Below are 23,598 nucleotides of genomic sequence, written 5' to 3'. Positions count from 1 at the left end.
ATGCAAAACAAGATATCATATATTTTCATTTTCATATGCCTATTTATAGGAGTATTATCTTGTTCTAACGATGATATCCTAAATACATCTGAAAAAAATTGGCTTCAACAACAGGACACTCTTTATGTTGCTGTATATCCATATTATCCTCCCTATCAATTTATAAATAAAAAAGATAGTATTGATGGTATTTTAGTAGATCATTTTCGTTTAATAGAAAATAAAATCAATTATACCTTTCACAAAAAATATTATACAAATTGGACACAACTATTAAAAGATATCGAAAATAAAAAAATAGATGTTGTCCTTGAGATGCAAAAGACAGCAGAAAGAAAAAAACATCTAAATTTCTATACCGAATTTTTTAAAACCCCTTTTGTTTTAGTTGCCAGAAAAGAGGTAGATTCTGGATTAAAGTTTAAGGATTTTCAAAATAAAAAAATTGCAGTACCTAAAGGATATTCAATAGATGACTATCTAAAAGAAAATTACCCTAACTTGGAGATAAACTATTATCCCGACGATATTACGTGTCTTCGAAAAGTACAATCAGGAGAATCAGATGCATATATTGGTGGACAAGCATTTGTAAATTATTTAATAAAATCAGAAGGGCTTACTCAGTTAAAAGTTCTATCCAAAATAAATCATAGTTATATTCCTAGTGTCGCTGTTCATAAAGAAAACAAAATACTTAATAGAATTATAGCTAAAGCAGCTAATAGTATAACTATTAAAGAAAAGCAGGTGATTATAGACAACTGGCTATTCAACGTAGTTAAACCATTTTATAAAAAACCTAAATTCTGGATCATATCGTCAATTATTTTTTTCTCCGCTTTGGCAGGTATCATTCTTATATATTTCTATTTAAAGTTTATCATCAAACAAAAAACTAAAGAGCTTCGAATTGCAAAGGATAATGCGGAAGAAAGTAATAGAATAAAGACTAATTTTATTCAGAATATATCTCACGAGATTAGAACTCCAATGAATGGAATCATGGGATTTTCAGAATTGCTTAAATCAGGTTCATTAACACCTGAAGAAAGAAAGGAATACACAGAGATTATAATTGATAGTGGTAAAGATCTAATTACTTCAATGGATAACATTTTAGAAATTTCTATACTAGAAACCAAGCAGAGTAAAATACGATTCACAGAAATTAACTTAAGAGAACTACTTCAGGAATTAGTATCTGAATATAATGATAAAGCAACTGAAAAAAAGCTTGTTCTACATTTAGAAAACGAAATTCCGGAAGAAAAAAATATAATTGTTTCTGATAAATCAAAGCTGCATAAAATACTGGGTAATCTAGTTGATAATAGTATTAAATTCTCCAATACTGGTTCTATAACAATCTTTTCTTATATTGTGGAAGATTCTGTTGCTATATCTATTAAAGATACGGGGATCGGAATTAAACAAAAAGATCAAAATATTATTTTTAAGAGTTTCTCTCAATCAGAAAAAGAGATTTCTAAAAATTTTGGAGGCCTTGGTTTAGGACTCGCTATTGCTAAAGAATACACGGATTTAATCGGAGGAAAAATTTCCTTTGTAAGTAAAGAAAATGAAGGCAGTACCTTCGTATTAAAAATTCCTTATACCCCAATGCACAATAACGCAGAACTATCTACTAATAAAAATGAAGAAATATTACCAGAAAAACATGTTGTGCTTATTGCAGAAGATGGAGAAATAAACTTTTTGTTTTTAAAAACGGTTTTAACCAAAATGATCGATTTTGAGTTTGTTATCTATCGCGCTAAGAACGGTAAAGAAGCGGTTGAAATATGCGAAGAGAATGGAAAAATCGATTTGGTACTAATGGATATCAAAATGCCTGTTATGGATGGATATGATGCTACAAAACGGATCAAAAAAATGAGACCTGATCTACCTGTCATAGCACAAACGGCCTATTCCACAGAAGAAGATATTGAAAGAGCCTTAGCAGCTGGTTGTGATGATTTCCTTGCTAAACCAGTGGATCGAAAAATATTAAGACCTATCCTAGATAAATATATTTCTATATTTAGAAATAAATAATAACTATAATGTCTATAGAACATCAATATGCTGGTTTTTTACACAGCAAATTGTTATGGGATGACACTTCTCTTTTTGAACTCCCTCAATTTGATTTTCAGGTTTCTATTGATGTTGCCACTCAGGCATTACCAATTAAAATCCCTGAAAACGAAGTATTAGGTAAAAGGATAGAGCATTTTTTTGAATACTATATTAATAACAGCAAAAAGCATACGCTTATCCTAAAAAATCTTCAGATATTCAAAGATAAAATAACCATTGGTGAATTAGATTTCTTAGTAGAAGACTTGGAACAAAAAGAAATTCTGCATATAGAATTAATTTATAAATTTTATCTCTATGATCCCAAAAAAAGTGAGATAGCTTTAGAAAAATGGATTGGCCCTAATCGTAACGATAGCTTATTAGAGAAAGTAACCAAGTTAAAAGAAAAACAATTACCACTACTCTATCATACAGAAACTATTACTGCATTACAAGAATTGAATATCAAACCTAACGAAATCATACAAAAAGTATGTTTCTTTGGAAATTTATTCGTCCCTATATCATATCAAAACAAGTTGGTATCGTACCTTAACAATGATTGTGTTATCGGTTTTTGGATTCATGAAAAAGATTTTAAATCGGAAAAATATAGTTCTCAACATTATTTTTTACCTGAAAAAAAAGATTGGATAACACATCCAAAACATAATAAAACTTGGTACTCATATGCTTCCATATTTGAGCAATTGAAAATACAACTCTCCAAAAAAAAATCTCCACTACTTTGGATAAAAAGTAGTGAAGATTCTTTTTCTAAATGTTTTATAGTCTGGTGGTGATTTTTAACTAACTATAAATCACTGATATAACTTCCATATAAATCTTTAAACCTAAAACCTTCAGAAAGTCTATACTTACTCAGTTTTTTATGTTCTACCAGTCCCCATAACAGGAATTCCTTCATAAAATAACTATCTTTTTGATCTATATCTTCTTGATAGTTTTTAATAAGATCATTTAATGGTTTTATTTCGTCCAGCTTTTTTATGTATTCTGCTTCCGGAATTTCGTCCAAAAGCTCGAAACCACTTTGTTCGAAGAACCAATCAATCAGTTCTTGATATGGGCTTTTCTCACTCTCTTTTTCTAATCTTTCAATTTTAGGAAAATACTCAGGAAATAATGTTTTAATGGAATCCGAGATTAACGTATGTGCTACGGATGCTGCACCTTCTTGCTCACCTTCGTACACCAACTCTATTTTACCAGTAATTGCAGGAACCACCCCCATAAAGTCGCTCAATCTCAATAATGTGTGCTCATCTCCAGATTTAAGTGCTCTATATTCTGCGGCACTTAATAAATTCTCATATGCCGTAATACTCATTCTGGCGCTTACTCCGCTTTTAGAATCAACAAACTCACTATCTCTTGCTTCAAAACTAATTTGTTCCAACAAATCCTTAGCCAAACTCGGCACATGAACCAGATTACTTTGTCTAGAATCCAATTGCGCTTCTTGCTGAGTGATTGTTTTAGCAATTTCAATGGTTTCTGGGTAATGCGTAAGAATCTGAGAACCGATTCTATCTTTAAGAGGAGTAACAATACTACCTCTATTTGTATAATCCTCTGGATTAGCCGTAAATACAAACTGCATATCTAATGGAAGTCGCAGCTTAAATCCTCTTATCTGAATATCACCTTCTTGTAAAATATTAAACAATGCTACCTGAATACGTGCTTGCAAATCAGGTAACTCATTAATCACGAAAATACAACGATTTGCTCTTGGGATCATCCCAAAATGAATTACCCTGTCATCTGCATAACTCAATTTTAGATTTGCCGCTTTAATAGGATCCACATCTCCAATAATATCTGCCACAGTCACATCTGGTGTTGCCAATTTCTCGGCAAAACGATCATTTCTATGTATCCAGGAAATAGGAGTATCATCACCCTTTTCTTTAATTAAATTAACCGCATATCTAGATATTGGGCTAAAGGGATCATCATTAATCTCAGAACCTTCTATTACGGGAATCCACTCATCTAATAAATTGATCATCTGCCTGGCCAAACGTGTTTTTGCCTGACCTCTCAACCCTAATAAATTAATATTGTGTCTGGATAAGATTGCCCGTTCCAACTCAGGAATAACGGTGTTCTCATATCCATGGATTCCAGTAAAAGTAGCTTCCTTATTGCCAATTTTAGTTCTTAAATTATCTCTAAGTTCATCTTTGATACTTTTACTTTTGTATCCTGATTCTTTTAATTTTCCAAATGTCGTTATCGTATTTGTATTCATATTTTCTTTTCAGCAAAATTCTAGATTTGTACTATCGTTTATCCTTTAATTCTTTTTTTTCTATTGGTTTCGTAATCTTCAAAAATCATCTCTCCTAATCCTTTTAACCCTGTATAAAAAGCCTTACCCTGATTAGCATGGGTAAATTCTCTTACAAACTGCATCAGATATGGATCCTGTGCAATCATAAAGGTCGTAATAGGTATATGAAGTTTCCTAGCTTGTTGCGCCATCATATAACACTTATTTACAATTTGGCGATCTAATCCATTACTATTCTTATAATATTGTCCATCCGGTAGCCTAAGGCAACTAGGTTTACCATCCGTAATCATAAAAATTTGTTTGTTCGTATTACGTTTTCTTCTCAGCATATCCATTGCTAATTGCAATCCTGCCACGGTATTGGTATGATACGGTCCAACCTGAAGATACGGTAAATCTTTAATTGCTATTGGCCACGCATCATTTCCAAACACCAAGATATCCAGCGTATCTTTAGGGTATCTCGTTGTAATAAGTTCTGCTAACGCCATAGCCACTTTTTTTGCAGGAGTGATGCGATCTTCTCCGTATAAAATCATACTGTGACTGATGTCGATCATCAATACTGTACTCATTTGAGCTTTGAACTGCGTCTCTTCTACCACAAGATCATCTTCGGTAAGATTGAGTTCTCCTATCCCATGATTAATCTGTGCATTCTTTAAACTTTCGGTAATGGATATACGCTCTAACGCATCTCCGTATTGGTAGTTTCGATATTCGCCAGCATGTTCATCACCTCTTCCTGTGTGCTTTGTTCTGTGATTTCCAGATCCACTGCGCTTCAAGTTTCCAAAAATTTGATCTAGTGCTCTTTGCCTAATGGCGCGTTCCGTTTTAGAAGTAATAGACATTCCTCCTTTTCCGTCTGGCCGAATTTCTTCTCGAATGTATCCTTTCTTCTTAAGATCCTCAATGAAATCATCCATAGTATATTCTTCACTGGTAAGTTCATATTCCTTATCCAGCTCTTTCAACCAATCTAAAGCTTCATCTAAGTCTCCTGAAGTATGTGTGATAATCTCCTGAAAAATATCAAAAAGCTTATCGAATGGAGATTGCTCAGGAGCTTCATACTTTTTAAAAGCAAACCCTTTTTTGAAAATTCCCTTATTCTCTTTCATTATATAAATTTAGCACATTTTATAAAAGATACCGACTGAACTGGATGCTAATAATGGAGAATTAACATATGTTTTGGAGAATTGACTTTACACTCTAACACTTTTTTGTACTAATCCAATAAACCCTTTACAATTCTTATCTTTGAAAAATCAGGTATGTTTTTTAATATCTTTTCTCAGATTATATATATTCAATAACAACAAATTATTTTAATTCGCTTATGAAGAATCCAATCTTATTATTGCTTTTGGCTTTTCCACTTATAAATTTTGCTCAAGATGATATAGAAAAGGTAAAATCTACAGTTTCTAAAAGTGAAATTGAAGGTCACATTTACTTTTTAGCATCTGATGAACTAAAAGGAAGACAAACCGGTTCACCAGAAAACAAAATAGCGGCACAATACCTAGGAAATATGCTTCGCGGATATGGAGTAAAACCTGTAGCGGATACTAATAATTACTTTCAGAAAGTTACGCTAAACACAACCTCTCCATTTGAAAATGCAGTCTTAAAGATTGGCGATTTTACTACTTCGGAAATAGTGACTCTAAAAAAAATAAACACTTCCTTTTCAGGATCGTTAGTATTTGCTAATTATGGATTAGCCGAAGATTACAAAAATCTAGATGTAAAAGGTAAGATGGTTGTAACCTATTCGGGAACAAAAGACAATAGCAATCTTAGGTTTGCATTTTCTAAAATACAAGAAAAAACAGCCTTAGCTAAAGAAAAAGGTGCTTTAGGAATTATAGAAGTTAACAGTATTAATGACAGAACCTGGTCACAATTAGAACATAGCTTCAACGGAGAAAAAATGCAGGTTCCTGAAGAAAAAGAAGAAAAAACTAATGATTTCACCTATTTATGGATTAATGATCAAAAGGAAGAAATCAGCAAATTCTTTGATACTAAAAACGAAATTAATGCAACCGTAACTATTGAAGGCATTAAGGAAGGCACTGTAATATCGCAAAATGTGGTTGGAATGGTAGAAGGTACAGATCCTAAACTAAAAGATGAATATATTATTTATTCTGCTCATTACGATCATGTAGGTATAGGTGCTCCTGTAAACAATGACTCTATTTATAATGGAGCTAGAGATAATGCAGTGGGAACGGTAACCGTATTATCTGCAGCAGAAAACATTGCTAAATACCCTACTAAAAGATCCGCTTTATTTATTCTGTTTACTGGAGAAGAAAAAGGATTATTAGGTAGTAAATGGTATGTCAATCATCCGATGATTCCATTAAACCAAATGGTATATTGTTTTAATAGTGATAATGGAGGCTATAATGATACTAGTATAGCAACAATTGTTGGTTTAGAAAGAACAACCGCAGCAGAAGATATAAAAAAAGCAACAACTCCTTTTGGCCTAAAAGCTATTGATGATCCAGCTCCTGAGCAAGGATTATTTGATCGATCTGATAATGTCCATTTTGCTGCAAAAGGAATTCCTGCTCCTACATTCAGTATGGGGTTCACCGCTTTTGATGAGGAGATAACAAAATATTATCATCAGGTTACTGATAATCCTGACACATTAGACTATGATTATTTGCTAAAATTCTTTCAGTCATATGTATTGGCTTGTAGAAATATTGCAAACAACCCTAAAACTCCTTTTTGGGTAGAAGGCGATAAATATTACAATGCCGGTAAAAACCTTTATAAAAAATAGTAAACCATTTACAACTTCAAATTGTTGTAAACAAAACGCTTTTCTATTCCTACTTTACCATAAACTATATTTTGGAATCTAACTAATATAAACCCTAAGGTATATTTATATCTTAGGGTTTAATATTCTTTTAGTTATTTATTGCAAAACCACTTTTTTTCTTTCTAATGAACCATCTTCATATGTAATCTCAACGATATAGATCCCTTTCCGTTCTCCAGCTAATTGGATATTATCATATGTTTTTTGAATAACAGATTTAACAATTGTCCCTTGTAAATCCTTAATAACAACCCTCTGAACCTTCAATTTACTATTAGTCTCTAGAGAAAATAAATCATTGGTAGGATTAGGATACACGCTAGTTCGCCCTATTGGATCTCCCACACCATCGCCACAATCTAATAAAAAGCTTTTACAAACTTTAGTACAAGTACTACCATCCGTATACGTTACTGTTGCACAAATAGAAATATAATAATTTGTCCAATCACCGCTTGGATAATAAATAGGAGAAGTAGTTCCTGTACTAGCTCCAGTTCCACTATGACCTCCTAATGCCCAAGTCCAATCTACCTGATCTACCAAACTATTATTTATACCGCTAAGGCTAGCCTGTCCAGTAGTACATAGTCCTCCACCGCCTTCATTAATAAAATGAATATCGTTAGGAGTGGGACATGGTGGTGTTGGTGTACAATTCCTTATATTATCAATATATGTATAACCTCCATGTGCACCTTGACCACAGTCTGCAGTTTCTAGAACTATTCTAACAATTTGACCTACATAATTACTTACATCTACAGATACACTTTCCCATTGATTAAAAACAAACCTCTCGCCCTGAGTATTAAAAATTGTATTATTTAATCGTGAATCGTTAGACATATAACAATCCGAAATTAATGTAACTCCTTTTTTAACAATAGAATACTTAAAATAAGGCAAACTGTTTGTATGCGTATTAGTAGGTAATTCTAATACACTTGCGAAATCGAATGTAAGTTCATCTTCTTCAATCAATATTGATTTGCTTACAACATCAACTTCGTCATTTTCTGTTCCAATAATAACATTTTGATTTATTCTTAAAGATCTTAGACCACTTTTTACTTGAGTTAGTGTATGCCCAGCAGAAGCGACTATAGGATCATTACCACTACCTACAATCGTCGCATTCGCATTAACAGGAATATTATTCGGGTCAAGATTAATGAAACCCCTACTATTTAATGAGTTCGCTCCGCAACTAACTTCAGTCCTGCCTATTGTTAATCCAAAACCATTAATAGTTCCTTCAAAACCTTCTGAAATACATCTAGGACTTGGCGTTGGAACCAGTCCTTTAGAACTTGTAATTCCTCTACTCTCTTCCTTCAATTGTTTCTCTAAAGATGGATTGTTTTTATAAAATTGATGTCTTAAATATTGTTTCTTATAATTTAATAATACTTGATCTATCGATTTTTGATTTAGGCCCTCTAATTTAGCATCATTAATAATCTTTTGTCTTTCAATCTCAGGGATTTTAATATCAAGATTTTGATCAACATAATATGCTACAGTTTTATGAAGTGCATCAGTAATCAATTGCATTTCATTTTTTTCCTGTGCATTAGTTATATGAACGCATAGCATAACCAATAGTAACAATTTAATAGTTTTTTTCATTATAGTTTGTTTTAAAAGATTTATGACCGCAATTATTTATAGACACCACAGTTTATGTCCTTTCTTGCAAGAAAATTTAAAAAACACATTAATTTGTATTTCTGCTATAGTGTTATAAAACAAAAATATTCTTACCCTCATTTTTATTTTTTATTTTTTCAAACAATCTGTTAAAACCATAACTATATAGATAAGTAATAGCTATTCTTATGAACTAAAGAAAGAATTATATTTATGAAATAAACGGAAATCATTAGCGCTACGGAGATTTATAAACATAGGCACTAATACCTGACCATAATAAGATCAGAAAGGACAACTGAATCTAATGGCATTAAAAATAAATGATAATTCTACTATCAATATAGAATTCATCCTCTTTGGTGAAGAAATAACAAAAAGATTATTATCAGGTCACTTATAATCATAATCCTGATACATTAGACGATGACTATCTTTTAAAATTCTTTCAGTCGTAAGTATTGGGTTACAGAAATATTGCTAATACACCTGAAACTCCTTTTTGGGTGGAAGGTGATAAATATTATGCAGCAGGTAAAAAATTGTATAGTAAAAAGTAAATTGTTATTTTTCTACTAGCTAATTTTCGTTTTTTATGAGATATATTATATATATGAGTATGATGTGCTTTTCCCTCATGTCCTGTAAGCAGAAAAATCCTTTAGAAAAAGTTTTGGATTCGGATGCAGAACAGATTAAGCAGGTTATGCAAAATATTGAAAAACATGAAGTTCAGATTTTATATAGCCAGATAGATCGTGATGAAAACGAAGAAGTAACTTTTACTGATTATGAATTCAATGTTTCGGATAGCACTTATTTTTATCCTGCTAGCTCTGTTAAATTTCCAATAGCACTTGTTGCTTTGGAGAGATTAAAAGAACTACAGGAAAATGGAGTTTCTATTAACAGAAAAACAAACTTCATATTAGAGCGGGATACACTCTACACTACTATAGAGAAAGAGATCTTAAAGATTTTCGCAGTAAGTGATAACCAGGCATACAATCGTTTATTTGAATTTCTTGGTCAGGACTATATCAATAAAAAAATACAGACCAAAGATATAAATGGGAGCATTTTGCATCGTTTATCAGCTTTCCATTCCCATAATTTGAAAACACAATCCATCTTTTTTAAAGAGAACATAGAAGATAGCATCCTTGTGTTTCAACAAGAAAGTACGGACAACTCACCTATTCCAAAATTATCTCTACAAAAACTATTAAAAGGTAATGGATATATTTACAATGATACGCTGATTGAGCGTCCGAAAGATTTTTCAGAAAAAAATTATCTCCCACTAAAGTCTTTACACGAAATGATGAAACGAATACAATTCCCTGAATTGTATAAACAAAAAGAACGTTTTGACATTACTAATGAAGATCGTGAATTTGTCCTCCAAGCGATGAAAATAGTACCAGCTACAGCGGGATATGATAAAAAAGAATATTACGATGGATATGTGAAGTTTTTCATGTTTGGTGATACAAAAGAAGATATTCCGGAACATATAGAAATTTATAATAAAGTTGGATATGCTTACGGTTATCTTACTGATTGTGCTTACATTAAAGACACTAAGAATAATATCGAATTCATCTTATCTGCTACAATACATGTAAACGAAAATGGAATTTTTAATGATGACAACTACGAATATGATACTATTGGAATTCCGTTTCTAGCAGAATTAGGAAGGAAAATTTATGATCTGGAAAAGCTACGTACAAAATAAGATTTACCTTAATAAAATAGTTTTCTTTAATAATTCTTCAAAAAAAGCCTATAAATCCGGTCCAAAATTCCATATTTTATGATTTATTAATCTTTTTTTAACAAAATAATATCTTAAAAAGACTTTTAATAAATTAATTTTATTGTCCCCTTTATTTAAGAATGTCAAATTTTAGTACAAATAACAACAACAGTATGGTTACAATAGTAATAATCTAGTAACTATATCATATGTGATAAGCATAGTATATAGTTCTATTAAATAACAAAATATGAAACAATATATACTATACTTATTATTATTCTCTTTCGGTGTACTATACCCTAACGACTTTTCTATTGAGCTAACAAAGTTTGATATTATTCAAAATCCAACAGATCGTAAACTTTCGGATGAAGAAGTTCAAAAAAGAGGACTTGATATTTTAGCTGCAGAAGTTATTGAAAAAATAGACGAGATCGATTTAAGGAAAATGGCCAGGTCGGCAATCTTCGAAACCTCTTATGGTTTTAGATGGAAAATGATTAATCTCCACACGGGAAATATGATCATCGTAAAAGTTAATAAAGACTTTAAGTTAATATCAGCTAGAAACAGTAAAAAGTCTAAAATCATGAATCCTTAATCGCTATTTTTTAAGTAATCATTTTTTTTACACTTTCATATTCTTCAAGATATTCCCAGTATATGACTCTGTCATATGCATACTTGATTAATATAAACTTCTGACTAACCGATAATATTCTATCTACAGCTACTAGTTTTTTGGAAGGGGATGCTACGGTTACCTCTTCAATAATTTCTTGATTTCTGGCATCAAACCCATGAACAATGGTGTGATTCTTTAATGTGAGTTCTATAAATTTCATAGTATGATTTTAAAATACTCAAATTTACCTCTTTTTCACCTTAACACCCCTTTAAGAGTTTCGCATTTTCATTTTCTTAACTTTAACCACACAATTAGGTAATCAATCAAAAAATGTTAAAAAGATTTTTCCTTTTAACCATTATTCTTCTTGGTATTTCTGGCTTTTCGCAAAAGAAACTATCTCTAATCTATACAGGAAATATGGGGGTTTATATATCCAATGAACAATCTTCTGTATTAATTGATGGACTACATACAGAATATGGTGAGGATTACCTTTTTCCTACATCACAATTAGTAGCTACCATACATACCACATTACAGCCAGATGCTATTCTTTTTACACACTATCATGGAGATCATTTTAGCGCATCTCTTTCTAACAAATATTTAGACAGCAATAAAAAAGCGGTTTTGTTTGGATCTGATCAAATCACCAAAGAAATTAAAAATTCTAAAGACCGATTATTTACAATAACTACCACCGATTATAGCAAACAGACCTTCCAAGTTAAAGATCTTAAAATTACCGGACTAAAAATAAATCATGCTGGCAAAAGACACGTATCCGTTAAAAATGTAGGGTATATAATAGATTTTGGTTCTAAAAAAATCCTGCATGTCGGAGACACCAATTGGATGGAAAAGATCAGTTTATTTGATCAATTGGATTTAGTAAAAGAAACTATAGACATTGCAATTCTACCATACTGGATGCTATTAGAAGACAACGCAACCGTATTGATTAAAAAACATATCAACCCTAAGCGAATCATTGCTACGCACATTTCGCCAAGAATTAAGAAACAAGAATTACAGGATATGAAAAAAAAGTATCCAGATATACATTTCCTAACAACACTAGAAGAACAAATACAACTATAATTAACTCACTATTTCAAAATGAAAAGATTATTATTTCTAATATCCTTGATACTAACATCTATTGTTTCTGCACAGGAGTTTTCGATGGATCACGTAAAAAAAATGAATCCACGTAATATTGGTCCTGGTGGAATGAGTGGACGTGTAACGTCTATTGATGTTGTTACCTCCGATCCAGATATTATGTATGCCGGAACAGCTTCCGGAGGATTGTGGAAATCCACTTCTGGAGGAATTAAATGGAACCCAGTTTTTGATAAAGAAGTTACCGCATCCATTGGAGCAGTAGCTATCCAACAATCCAACCCTTCGGTAATTTGGGCGGGAACAGGAGAAGGTAATCCAAGAAATAGTCTTAATGGAGGATATGGAATTTATAAATCTCTAGATGGCGGTAAAAACTGGAAATTAATGGGGCTAGAAAAAACCCGTCATATCCATAGAGTAATAATAGATCCTACAGATCCTAATACCGTATATGTAGCGGCTATAGGATCACCTTGGGGAGAACATCCAGAAAGAGGAGTTTTTAAAACCACAGATGGTGGAAAAACTTGGAATAAAGTACTCTTTGCAAATAATAAAACAGGAGCTGCTGATCTGGTAATGGATCCTACCAATCCTAATAAATTGATTGCTGCGCTATGGGAACACAAACGTGATCCCTGGTTTTTTAAATCTGGAGGTGAAGGATCTGGATTATATATAACACACGATGGAGGAAAGACCTGGGAAGAAAAGACCGATAAAGATGGTTTACCAAAAGGAGATTTAGGGCGTATCGGTATTGCTATCTCTCGGAATAAACCAAACATTATATATGCCTTAGTTGAAGCTAAAAAGAATGCTTTATACAAATCTGAAGATGGTGGATTTAACTGGAAAAAAATAAATGACAAAAATGACATCGGTAATCGTCCCTTCTATTATTCTGAGATTTATGTTGATCCCCAGAATGAAAATAGAGTGTATTCTGTATTTACCTATGTAAATGTATCCGAAGATGGAGGTAAGAATTTTAAGCAACTCATGCCTGCCTACGGAGTGGATAATGGCGTACATCCTGATCATCACGCTTGGTGGATACATCCACAAGATGGTGATTTTATGATTGACGGTAATGACGGAGGATTAAATATCACCAGAGATGGAGGAAAAACCTGGAGGTTTATTGGAAACCTACCTGTTGCTCAGTTCTATCATATCAATGTGGATAATGAGTATCCATATAACGTTTATGGAGGTATGCAAGATAATGGTAGCTGGCGCGGACCTGCATATGTTTGGAAAGCTCAGGGAATTAGAAATTCATACTGGCAGGAAATTTCTTTTGGAGATGGATTTGATGTTGTTCCGGATAAAGACGATTCTCGATATGGTTGGTCTATGAGTCAACAAGGATTTGTAAGCCGTTATGATTGGATGACGGGTAACAACTATACCGTTAAACCAACCCATGCGGATCCTGAAGTAAAACTACGTTTTAACTGGAATGCAGCTATCAATATCGATCCTTTTGATAATAGTACACTATATTTCGGAAGTCAATTTGTACATAAGAGCAAGGACAAAGGATTGACTTGGGAGGTTATTTCTCCAGACCTATCTACCAATAACCCTGAAAAGCTAAAACAAGCAGAAAGTGGTGGATTAACAATGGATGCTACCGGAGCAGAGAATCATTGTACCGTTTTAGTCATAGAACCATCTTCTTTAGAACAAAATATGCTATGGGCAGCAACCGATGACGGACGTGTCCATGTTACTCAAAATGGAGGAGCAAACTGGACTGATGTATCTAAAAATATTAAAGGATTACCTGCCGGAAGTTGGATCGTTCAGATCAAAGCATCTAATAAGAAAAAAGGAGAAGCCCTTTTAGTAGCTAATGATTATAGAAGATTTAATTATACTCCGTATGCATACAGAACTGTAGATTATGGTAAAACATGGCAGCGTATTGTAGACGGAAACGATGTAAAAAGCTATACGCTAAGTATCGTTGAAGATCCAATAGAAAAAAACTTACTTTTCTTAGGAACAGATGATGGTTTATATATTTCTCTGAACGCTGGAAACAAATGGACAAAATGGACAGCTGGTTTCCCAACAGTTTCTGTAAAAGATTTAGTAATCCAGCCTAGAGAACATGACTTGGTAATCGGAACCTTTGGTAGAGCTGCTTGGGTATTAGATGATATCAGACCATTACGTGCTTTGGCAAAGAATAAAACTATTCTAAATCAAAAACTACAAGTATTTGATCCTCCTGTAGCGTATCAAGCGGCTTACCAGCAACCTACCGGAAGTCGTTTTGGCGGAGATGCTTTGTTTAATGGCGAAAATCGTGATTTTGGAGCTCACATTTCTTATTTTGTAACCGTAGCGGAAAAAGAAGCGTCTAAAAAGAAGGAAGACGGTGAAGAGACAGACAAAGAAAATGATGAAGAGGAAGAAGATACTGCAGATGATGAAAAAGAAGAAACAAAGGTGAAATGGGATTCTATTCATCTTACAATTTATGATGGAGATCGATTGATCAGAACGCTTAAGCAAAAAACTCCAGATTCTACTGGAATTCATAAAATGCGTTGGTTTATGGATGAAAAAGGTGTTGATCGTCCATCCAGAAAAATTGAGAAATCTAAAAGAGAGCCAGGTGGCGTTGGTGTGAAACCAGGAACTTATAAAATGGTAATGAAATATGGAGATCAAAAATCCGAAACCAGTATCCAAGTTAAATCTGATCCAAGATTACAAGTTTCACAACAAAACATAAACGAAGTATACAATGCTTCTAAAAATCTGGAAGCAATGAGGCAAACTGCTGCTGATGCCGTTAAGCAATTAGTAGAGAGTAAAGAAGTAGCTTCAAAATATCAGAAAGAACTTAAAAAACTAGATAAAAAGAAGTTTAAAGATCAGATTAAAGCATCTAAAAATATTATTAAAAAAATCGACTCTACGATTGCTATATATATAGGTAAAGAAGACAAAAGACAGGGAATTACTCGTAATCCTGAAGTTACGGTAATGCAGCGTCTTGGTACTGCAGGATGGTATAGCGGTAGTCGCCAGAATGGTTTGACTGCCACAGAGAACACTCTGATAAAACATGCTAAAAATGCATTATCAGATGCATTAGATAAGACGAATATGTTCTTTACTAATGATTGGAAACCGTATCAAGAGAATATGGAGAAATTAGAAACATCTCCTTTTAAAGAAATAAAAAGCTTCACAATCAAATAAAACTTTCACACATGAAAAAACTTATCATTTTAGGAATTGGAGTACTACTACTCCACTCCTGTAAAAAAGAAAAGAAAGAAGAGGTTGCAAAACCGATTGCAATTGAAGAATATTCAATTGAACAATTTATGGATAATGAAAACGCATTTGCTAATGGGTTTTCTAATGATAAATCCAAAGTATTGATGACTAGTAATCGTTCCGGTATCTATAATATGTATACAACTTCGGTTAAAGGTGGAGAATTGATTCCGGTTACAAAATCGGATAGTTCTTCTGTTTTCGGTATTTCGTATTTTCCGGAGGATAATAGAATTCTATTTAGAATGGATGGAAACGGTGATGAAATATTCAAAATTTTCCTAAAAGACAGTTCTGGTATAAAACGTCTGACTCCAGAGAAAGATGTAAGAGCTTTATTTAGAGGTTGGTCTAAAGATGGTAAAAGCTTCTTCTACGGTAGTAATGAGAGGGATCCTAAGTATATGGATCATTACGAAATGAATATTGCTGATTTCACCTCTAAGGTAATCTATCAGAACAATGACGGAATGGATTTTGGCGGAATGTCTGAAGACAGAAAGTATATTGCGCTTACCAAAGCAATCACTACTAATGATATCGATCTGTATATCATGAATACAGAAACCAAGGAAAAAACTAAAATCAATGAGAATACTAGTGGTAATAGACCTCAGGATTTTTCTCCGGATAATGCTTCATTCTACTATACCACAGATGACAATGCAGAGTTTAGTTATTTAATGAAATACAATCTGGCGGATGGTACTAAAGAAAAAGTAGCAGAAAAAAACTGGGACATCAATTCATTTTATTTCACCAGAAACGGAAAATATCAGGTGATGTTTACCAATGAAGATGCTAAAACTGTAATGGATGTAAAAGAGGTTGCTACTAGGAAATCGGTAGAATTTCCTTCATTCGAAAATAAAGAAATCTCTAGTGCGAGTTTTTCCAGAGATGAGTCTATGGCATTCTTAAATGTTTCGGGATCAAGCACTCCAAGAAATGTATATGCTTATGATTTAGCATCAAAAGAGCATCATCAACTTACGGATGTACTGAATAAAGATATTAATGAAGACCATTTGGTAGCTTCAGAAGTGGTTCGCTTTAAATCCTTTGATGGATTAGAAATTCCTGCTATTTATTATAAACCGAAACAAGCAACAGCAGATAATAAAGTTCCAGCATTGGTATGGGTACACGGTGGTCCTGGAGGGCAATCCAGACAAGGATTTAGTTCTCAAATTCAGTATTATGTGAATCACGGATATGCGATCTTAGCAGTCAATAATCGAGGTAGTAGTGGTTACGGAAAAACATTCTATAAAATGGATGATCAAAACCACGGAGATAAAGATTTAAAAGATTGTGTAGCCGGAAAAGATTGGTTAGCACAGCAAGATATTATTGACCCAAATAAAATCGGAATTATCGGTGGTTCTTATGGTGGATATATGACGATGGCAGCACTTACCTACACACCTGAAGAATTTAAAGTAGGAGTAAATATATTTGGAGTAACCAACTGGTTAAGAACATTAAAAAGTATTCCACCATGGTGGGAATCTTTTAAAGAAGCATTGTATACAGAAATGGGTGATCCTAATACTGCTGATTCAGTGAGGCTACGTCAGATTTCTCCATTATTTCATACAGAAAAAGTTACCAAACCATTGATTGTATTACAAGGAGCTAAAGATCCAAGAGTATTGAAAGTAGAATCCGATGAAATTGTAGCAGGCGTTAAGAAAAATGGTGTTCCTGTAGAATATGTTTTATTTGAAGATGAAGGACATGGTTTTGTGAAAAAGGAGAATCAGATTGAAGCCTATGGTAGAATTCTAAAATTTCTGGACACCTACCTAAAAGAATCTGGATCAGAAGTCATCAATGACGGAAAAGCCGAAACAAAAACAGTAAACCCATAATCTTAAAAATCTAATAATCACTGAATATATTTATGAGAAAAATAATTTTAGCAATAGCAATCCTAGCGACTATTGCACATACCAGCGCACAAGACACCGGAGAAGATGAATGGGGCGCTTGGTATATGTATTTTGGTACAAATCGAATAACTGATAAACTGAGTATTCATTCTGAAGCACAGTTTAGATTCTATGAAGTCGCAGGTACTTTTAATCAATTATTACTGAGAACAGGTTTAAATTATCACCTTAATGAGAATGCCATTGCTACCATTGGATATGGATATATCAGTACAGATGGAACTTTTGAAGATATTCCGGGTGAGGAAAATAGTAAGGAGCACAGAATATTCGAACAGTTTATCCTTAAGAATGAAGTAGGCAAAGTAAAGTTCGAGCATCGATATCGATTAGAGCAGCGTTTTATCAGCACACAGTTTGATGATTTTACGGAGCATCGGGCAAGATATCGACTGCAACTCACCTACCCTTTTAATGACAAATGGTTTCTGAATGTATATGATGAAGTATTTATCAATCTACAAGAACCTATTTTTGGGCAAAACAGATTGTACGGTGCTGTAGGATATAATGTAAAATCCAATTTTAGTATTCAACTGGGATATCTAAAAAACCATTTTACCGGACGAAACTTTGACAGATTACAGTTAGGTATCATCTATAATACCGACTTTAGGAAAACTAAATAAAGTCAATCTAAAAAGTCACCATGACTGTCATGTTGAGCGGAGTCGAGAAATAATACATTCTGAATTTCAGAACATTTCGACTGCGCTCCATGTGACAGCATTAGAATTTTTATCCTTTTTAGATGGGCTATTTTAAAAAATACTATGACATTGACCAAAAAAGATACTCCTGCACTACTTCTTATTGATGTGCAAGAAGGATTTAAAGATATTGATTATTGGGGCGGAGAGCGCAACAATCTGGATGCCGAAAATAATATCGCAGAATTGCTGAATACCTGGAGAAAAAACGACCTACCTGTTTTTCATATCAAACATTGTTCTACCAATCCTGTTTCTCCACTCGCGAAAGGAAATCCTGGTAATGACTTTAAAGATTTCATCGTTCCTAAAACCAGTGAATCGATTGTAGAAAAAAATGTAAATAGTGCATTTATTGATACCGATCTACAAGAACAACTACGAAGCAAAAATATAAACACAGTAGTTATAGTTGGTCTTACTACCGATCATTGTGTCTCTACAACGACCAGAATGGCAGGTAATTTTGGCTTTAATACATATTTAGTAGAAGATGCTGTTGCAACTTTTAACAAGGTTGGAGCTAATGGGCAAAAATACAGTGCGCAATTAATCCACGATACGGCGATAGCCAGCCTTAAAGATGAGTTTGCTACGATCGTGCAAACCGAAGATATGCTAAAGATTTTTAATTGAGCGCCTCTTAATCGCTAGCCAAATTAATTATCAATTTATATTTATTTTCCATACTAACTATAACAAATACTTTTTATTACAATGCATTAATTAATCGAAGGTTTTCACCAATGGAAATCATCATATAAAATCAATATTTTATGCTTTAATACATTGTGGTTTTTCTATACAAAAAGTCAATACGTTTTGTGATAGCTCTTTTCAAAACACATATATTCGTAACTATATATCATTGTTGTAGGTAAGCTAAAAAACAGAAATATATAAGTTCACTAATTATGGAAAAAGACTCTTTTTGTAGTTTTTCATGGATGACAGACGAAATGAAATATGAAATGCGTAAACGAGATAAAATTGTAAATGATGAAGATATAGAAGGTTTATTTTCATTAAATGACAATTCTGATTTTTCCATTGCATTACATGAGATACTTGTAAATAGAAATGATAAAAACCCGAATTCTCTAAACCCAATCCAATTGAATTTATTTCTAAGTATGCACTTGGAAAATGCAGGTCAAGCGGATAGTATACTAACCTTTTTACAAGAATGGTTTCCTGACAAGGAAGAACAAATAATAAAATCACTAAATGAGATTGGAGCAATTAAGTCTTCGGAAATAATAAAACAAGCTATTGATTTATTACCTAAAAACAGAAGTTGGTTTTATGAAAGTTCAGACGAAAATTCTGAAAAATTAATGGATAAACTTGATAGTGAATTTTCAGATTATCCAGATGGCCCAATGAGGGATTTATATCGCAAATATGCTGAAAAAAATAGAAACGAAATTTGAAAAATAAAAGCCTACCTACAACATATGAAAAAAAACAACCAAATATTAATTATAGCGGTGCTACTACTTTTCAGTTGTAAATCAAAAATTGTAATCATTGAAAATTCTGAGAATGGAAAAATGGAGTTTAACTTCCTGGAAGTTGCACAGCCATTTAATTTAGAATTAACCGAATTTCATGAAAATAATTTTTATTGTTTTACTGAAGGTGTACCATATGCTATTCTAATTGGAAAAACTAATAATACCTCGTTACCAAATATTGTGACAGTTCTTTCAAGATGCGAAGAACGAAATTTTGAAGTTGGACAAAATTTAAGAATTGTTCCCGAAGAAGATCCGCGAAAAAATGTTAGCCTTAGTTTAATTTATTCAGTAAAGGACACTATAATTAGAGGGAAAAAGAAAAGCTGGCTTATAGGTGCTGAAAATAGTGCGATTTGGGGGATTGCTGAATAAATTGGATAAATACAAAAACATTGTACAACACCATATAACAAAACATTCGGAATACTATAAAAACATCGATATCTTGTTTGCTAAAATTTAATCTACTTACTGTAACATTTTTTGTTTAAATGAATCTATACTATAAACACACTCACTATGAAATTCGTTATTCTTGCAATTAGTTTTCTGGCAACCTTTTTTACAAATGCGCAGGTAACATCAGATTCTTTAGCCATAGAGGAATATACCTATGACACAGAACATAAGTTAAAAATATATTGTGTTCGTCCGGAAAATTACACTCCTAAAAAGGAGTATCCTGCAATTGTAATATTTCACGGAGGTGGTTGGTCTATTGGAGAAGCATCTTGGGGTTTTAGTAATGCGAAACATTATGCGAGTAAAGGTATGGTAGCATTCTCTGTTCAATATAGACTCCAGGATTTAGAAAACGGAATCACTCCTTATGAATCAGTTCTTGATGCGCAAACTGCCATACGATGGGTCAGAAAAAATGCAACCAAATTCTCTATCGATAAAAACAAAATAGCCTCTTACGGTTGGTCTGCAGGTGCACATCTTGCTGCATGTGCCGCTATATTTAAAAACTTGGATAGGCCTGATGAAAAAATATCAAGTGCTCCTAACCTACTTGCCTTAAAATCACCAGCGCTTTCTTTACTATCTTATTCTAACTTTCAAAAAAGACTGCTTGATAAAATTACCGTTGCGAAACTTTCACCAGCGGAACATGTTTCAGAAAATACTCCGCCTACAATCATCGTAATGGGTCGTACTGATACAGTAACACCTTTAGAAGGTTCTAAACTATACCAAAGCAATATGGATAAATATGGTAATGAATGTAAACTAATAGTCTACGATGGAGTTGGACATCTATTTACTCCAGCAACCGAACCTGATGACGGTTGGCCAAATCCAGACAAAAAGATACGCCTTATGGCTCAGGAAGAAATGGATCAGTTTCTGGAAAAACACGGATATATCAATTGATTTCTTATCAATAAAGCCGGAATCTTACTAGAGAAATGAGATGAATTAACCATTAACATTTATTAATTAAGGCAAACATTTAGGGTTATCCTTTTTGGAGTCCTTAAGTTGATAAAAAAACTATTTTTATAAAATTTGACTGAATCATTTCTTGATCATTTTTCTAGTATCTACAAGGGTTTTGATAACAAAAACGGGAATAATCCCACTATAATCATTAGCAACATCATTTTTAACTTAAAGAAAAATTCCCTAGATTAGTCTCTTACATCACTTTTTACCCCCTATTAAACAAATAAACAGTAATAAAACGATTATGGTTTTCCGTAAAGAAAACTAGGGAATCTATGGTGGTTTTTATTTCTGTTATAACAGAAATATAGTTTAGTAGGTAACTATATATAGTTGTTAGCTACCATTAAGAAAAAACTAAAAATAATGGATGAATTAATTCAAACAGGTGTAAAAGCCATCGATAATGATGGGAATATCTCAGAAATTGTATTGAAAGATACTGCTATAACTCCTGCACAGTTAAGTTCATTATATAAAAATTCAGAACTGTGTGAAATTAATCTCAGCGCTAGATACTTTAATTCAAGCATATTAACAAACGAGGTGTTTAATCAAATTATTCAATTGAAAGGGTTAAAAAAAATTCATTTAAATGGCTCTTTGTTAGATAATAATTACGTTAGTTCTTTAAACAAATTAATTAGTTTGAAAGCGATTGGATTGCAAGGTATTCCTTATACCAAAGTTCAGCTAGAATCAATTATAAGAAGTAATGCAATTGTTGATATTTCGCTCGGTCAATATCGTTTCGATGAATGGAACTTATTTGGACACCTCTTTCCACAGCCTACTATTTCTACAGAATTTTGGAAGTATATTGATAAAGAAAATTTAACCAGTCTCAAATTATACTATCCAAACTTCTCTGTTACTCAATTGTTTCATGAATCGAGCTTAGTTAATCTATTAGAGATTGACCTTGGTGGGAGCGATATTAGAGATGAAGACTTATCCTTTTTGAGTAAATGCAAAAACCTAAAACAGATTAGAATCGATAATACTTTGATTACTGATGATGGATTAGAAAATATATTGGATCTAGATAAATTAGTTTTCTTGGATATCAGAAATACACAAGTATCTAGTCAAGCTATATTAAAACTGGCAAAATTTGATGAATTACAAGAATTATATACGTCTATTATCTCTGACAAACTATATCAAATAACAAGCTTAAAAAGACTAACTCTGAGTACTTCGATTAAATCAAGCTCTTTTATAAAGCAGTTTGTAAAACTTAATCTAGAGACACTAGACATTAGACTTGAATACGCTGATCAAAAAATGATTAATAGTATTTCTGAAATAAAAACACTTAAAAATTTAAACTTAAGAATTGAAAGGGTAGCGAGTCCTGATTTAAACTTATCTAAACTTACTGTTTTGGAGAATTTAAGCATTCAAAATAACAACACATCAATATCTTTTTTTAACTCACTTTCAGATTTAAATAATCTTAAGCAATTATCCATTTGGGATCAAGCGTTTTCAAATGAAAATATTGTTTTTGTAAATGATCTAAAGACTTTAGTAAAACTGGACCTTAGTTCGTCAAACGTCAGCTTTGAAAGTGATAGACTTTCTATTCAGTTAAACGAATTAAAGTCTCTTTTTCTTCTAAACACTGCCACTTCAGATCTTGGGTTAAAGAAGTTTTCTAACTGCATTAATCTTGAATACTTATCATTAGATTATTGTCATGACATTTCTGACTTATCTGTTAATGTATTAAATGGACTAATAAATCTACATACGCTTGAAATTGCCTACACGAAAATTGGTGATCAAGGATTTTCTAAATTAGATAATTTAAACAATCTTCATTGCTTAAGTATTCAGGGCACTGCTATAACAGACAGTGGACTAAAAAATATTGAACGGTTTGAAAACCTTCAATCCATATATTTCGACAATAAAATGATAACTAATGAAAGCATTGATCATTTGTCTTCTGTTAAACTTCTCAGGGAAGTATCTGTTTATTCAGCCATATCCAGTAATCAACTTAAACTGCTTAGCAAACTCAAAAAGCTAGAAGAATTAGTAATTTACGAAGCATCGGCAATTACAGATAAAGAAGTAACAGTTTTAAACCACTTTAATGAATTAAAAAAAATTACGCTTTACAATGCTAATTTAACCCAAGAAGGAATTGAACGAATACTAAATCACAAACCGGATTTAATTTTAAAAAATCTAAATATTTAAAT

The 23,598-nt window shown here is 32.6% G+C and carries 18 protein-coding genes; 14 read left to right on the top strand and 4 right to left on the bottom strand.

The features are described 5' to 3' along the window. Positions 1-2,061 (top strand): transporter substrate-binding domain-containing protein, encoded by a 2,061-nt coding sequence (locus Q0975_RS25995; RefSeq protein ID WP_299443057.1) that lies wholly within the window; start codon positions 1-3, stop codon positions 2,059-2,061. 8 nt (positions 2,062-2,069) lie between these two features. Next, positions 2,070-2,891: a DUF1853 family protein gene (locus tag Q0975_RS25990; protein WP_299443054.1), complete on the top strand. Its 822-nt coding sequence runs from the start codon at positions 2,070-2,072 to the stop codon at positions 2,889-2,891. Positions 2,892-2,902: 11 nt separating this feature from the next. Here Q0975_RS25990 and Q0975_RS25985 read toward each other — a convergent pair whose 3' ends face one another. Both Q0975_RS25985 and Q0975_RS25980 read right to left on the bottom strand, forming a co-directional pair. Then, the gene (locus Q0975_RS25985) at positions 2,903-4,366 is read right to left on the bottom strand and encodes a magnesium chelatase (RefSeq protein WP_299443051.1); all 1,464 of its coding nucleotides are present in this window, start codon (positions 4,364-4,366) and stop codon (positions 2,903-2,905) included. Between the two features lie 38 nt (positions 4,367-4,404). Further along, a complete protein-coding gene (locus tag Q0975_RS25980) occupies positions 4,405-5,535 on the bottom strand; it encodes a VWA domain-containing protein (RefSeq protein ID WP_299443048.1) in 1,131 nt (376 codons plus the stop codon). A 221-nt stretch (positions 5,536-5,756) separates the two neighbouring features. Here Q0975_RS25980 and Q0975_RS25975 point away from each other — a divergent pair, with 221 nt between their 5' ends. After that, entirely contained in the window at positions 5,757-7,226 is a 1,470-nt protein-coding gene (locus tag Q0975_RS25975; RefSeq protein ID WP_299443045.1) for a M28 family peptidase, read from the top strand. 138 nt (positions 7,227-7,364) lie between these two features. Here Q0975_RS25975 and Q0975_RS25970 read toward each other — a convergent pair whose 3' ends face one another. Further along, a complete protein-coding gene (locus Q0975_RS25970; RefSeq protein ID WP_299443043.1) occupies positions 7,365-8,900 on the bottom strand; it encodes a T9SS type A sorting domain-containing protein in 1,536 nt (511 codons plus the stop codon). A 616-nt stretch (positions 8,901-9,516) separates the two neighbouring features. Here Q0975_RS25970 and Q0975_RS25965 point away from each other — a divergent pair. Together Q0975_RS25965 and Q0975_RS25960 are read left to right on the top strand one after the other, a co-directional pair. Then, on the top strand, positions 9,517-10,662 hold the full coding sequence (locus tag Q0975_RS25965; RefSeq protein WP_299443040.1) for a serine hydrolase: 1,146 nt from the start codon (positions 9,517-9,519) through the stop codon (positions 10,660-10,662). 271 nt (positions 10,663-10,933) lie between these two features. Further along, positions 10,934-11,287 carry a hypothetical protein gene (locus Q0975_RS25960; protein ID WP_299443037.1) on the top strand — a complete coding sequence of 118 codons (354 nt, stop codon included), beginning with the start codon at positions 10,934-10,936 and terminating at the stop codon, positions 11,285-11,287. 10 nt (positions 11,288-11,297) lie between these two features. Here Q0975_RS25960 and Q0975_RS25955 read toward each other — a convergent pair whose 3' ends face one another. Further along, positions 11,298-11,531 carry a hypothetical protein gene (locus Q0975_RS25955; protein ID WP_299443032.1) on the bottom strand — a complete coding sequence of 78 codons (234 nt, stop codon included), beginning with the start codon at positions 11,529-11,531 and terminating at the stop codon, positions 11,298-11,300. 113 nt (positions 11,532-11,644) lie between these two features. On the opposite strand from Q0975_RS25955, the gene Q0975_RS25950 reads away from it, so the two are divergent. The 9 genes from Q0975_RS25950 (at position 11,645) to Q0975_RS25910 (ending at position 23,596) form a co-directional block, all read left to right on the top strand. Beyond that, positions 11,645-12,418, top strand: a complete 774-nt coding sequence (locus Q0975_RS25950; RefSeq protein WP_299443029.1) for an MBL fold metallo-hydrolase — start codon at positions 11,645-11,647, stop codon at positions 12,416-12,418. An 18-nt stretch (positions 12,419-12,436) separates the two neighbouring features. Further along, on the top strand, positions 12,437-15,670 hold the full coding sequence (locus tag Q0975_RS25945) for a hypothetical protein (protein WP_299443026.1): 3,234 nt from the start codon (positions 12,437-12,439) through the stop codon (positions 15,668-15,670). A gap of 11 nt (positions 15,671-15,681) precedes the next feature. Beyond that, the gene (locus tag Q0975_RS25940) at positions 15,682-17,625 is read left to right on the top strand and encodes an alpha/beta fold hydrolase (protein WP_299443023.1); all 1,944 of its coding nucleotides are present in this window, start codon (positions 15,682-15,684) and stop codon (positions 17,623-17,625) included. A 32-nt stretch (positions 17,626-17,657) separates the two neighbouring features. After that, the gene (locus Q0975_RS25935; RefSeq protein WP_299443021.1) at positions 17,658-18,335 is read left to right on the top strand and encodes a DUF2490 domain-containing protein; all 678 of its coding nucleotides are present in this window, start codon (positions 17,658-17,660) and stop codon (positions 18,333-18,335) included. 144 nt (positions 18,336-18,479) lie between these two features. Then, the gene (locus Q0975_RS25930) at positions 18,480-19,052 is read left to right on the top strand and encodes a cysteine hydrolase family protein (RefSeq protein ID WP_299443019.1); all 573 of its coding nucleotides are present in this window, start codon (positions 18,480-18,482) and stop codon (positions 19,050-19,052) included. Between the two features lie 278 nt (positions 19,053-19,330). Next, positions 19,331-19,849 carry a hypothetical protein gene (locus Q0975_RS25925; RefSeq protein WP_299443016.1) on the top strand — a complete coding sequence of 173 codons (519 nt, stop codon included), beginning with the start codon at positions 19,331-19,333 and terminating at the stop codon, positions 19,847-19,849. A 24-nt stretch (positions 19,850-19,873) separates the two neighbouring features. Beyond that, positions 19,874-20,308, top strand: a complete 435-nt coding sequence (locus tag Q0975_RS25920; protein WP_299443013.1) for a hypothetical protein — start codon at positions 19,874-19,876, stop codon at positions 20,306-20,308. Positions 20,309-20,455: 147 nt separating this feature from the next. Further along, positions 20,456-21,313, top strand: a complete 858-nt coding sequence (locus Q0975_RS25915; RefSeq protein ID WP_299443010.1) for an alpha/beta hydrolase — start codon at positions 20,456-20,458, stop codon at positions 21,311-21,313. Positions 21,314-21,751: 438 nt separating this feature from the next. Further along, positions 21,752-23,596 carry a hypothetical protein gene (locus Q0975_RS25910; RefSeq protein WP_299443007.1) on the top strand — a complete coding sequence of 615 codons (1,845 nt, stop codon included), beginning with the start codon at positions 21,752-21,754 and terminating at the stop codon, positions 23,594-23,596. The last annotated feature ends 2 nt before the right edge of the window (positions 23,597-23,598 follow it).

The sequence above is a fragment of the uncultured Aquimarina sp. genome, assembly GCF_947500065.1.
Taxonomy (GTDB): Bacteria; Bacteroidota; Bacteroidia; order Flavobacteriales; family Flavobacteriaceae; genus Aquimarina.
The sequence above is the reverse complement of the archived record's forward strand: the minus strand, read 5'-3'. Positions and strand labels throughout refer to the sequence as shown.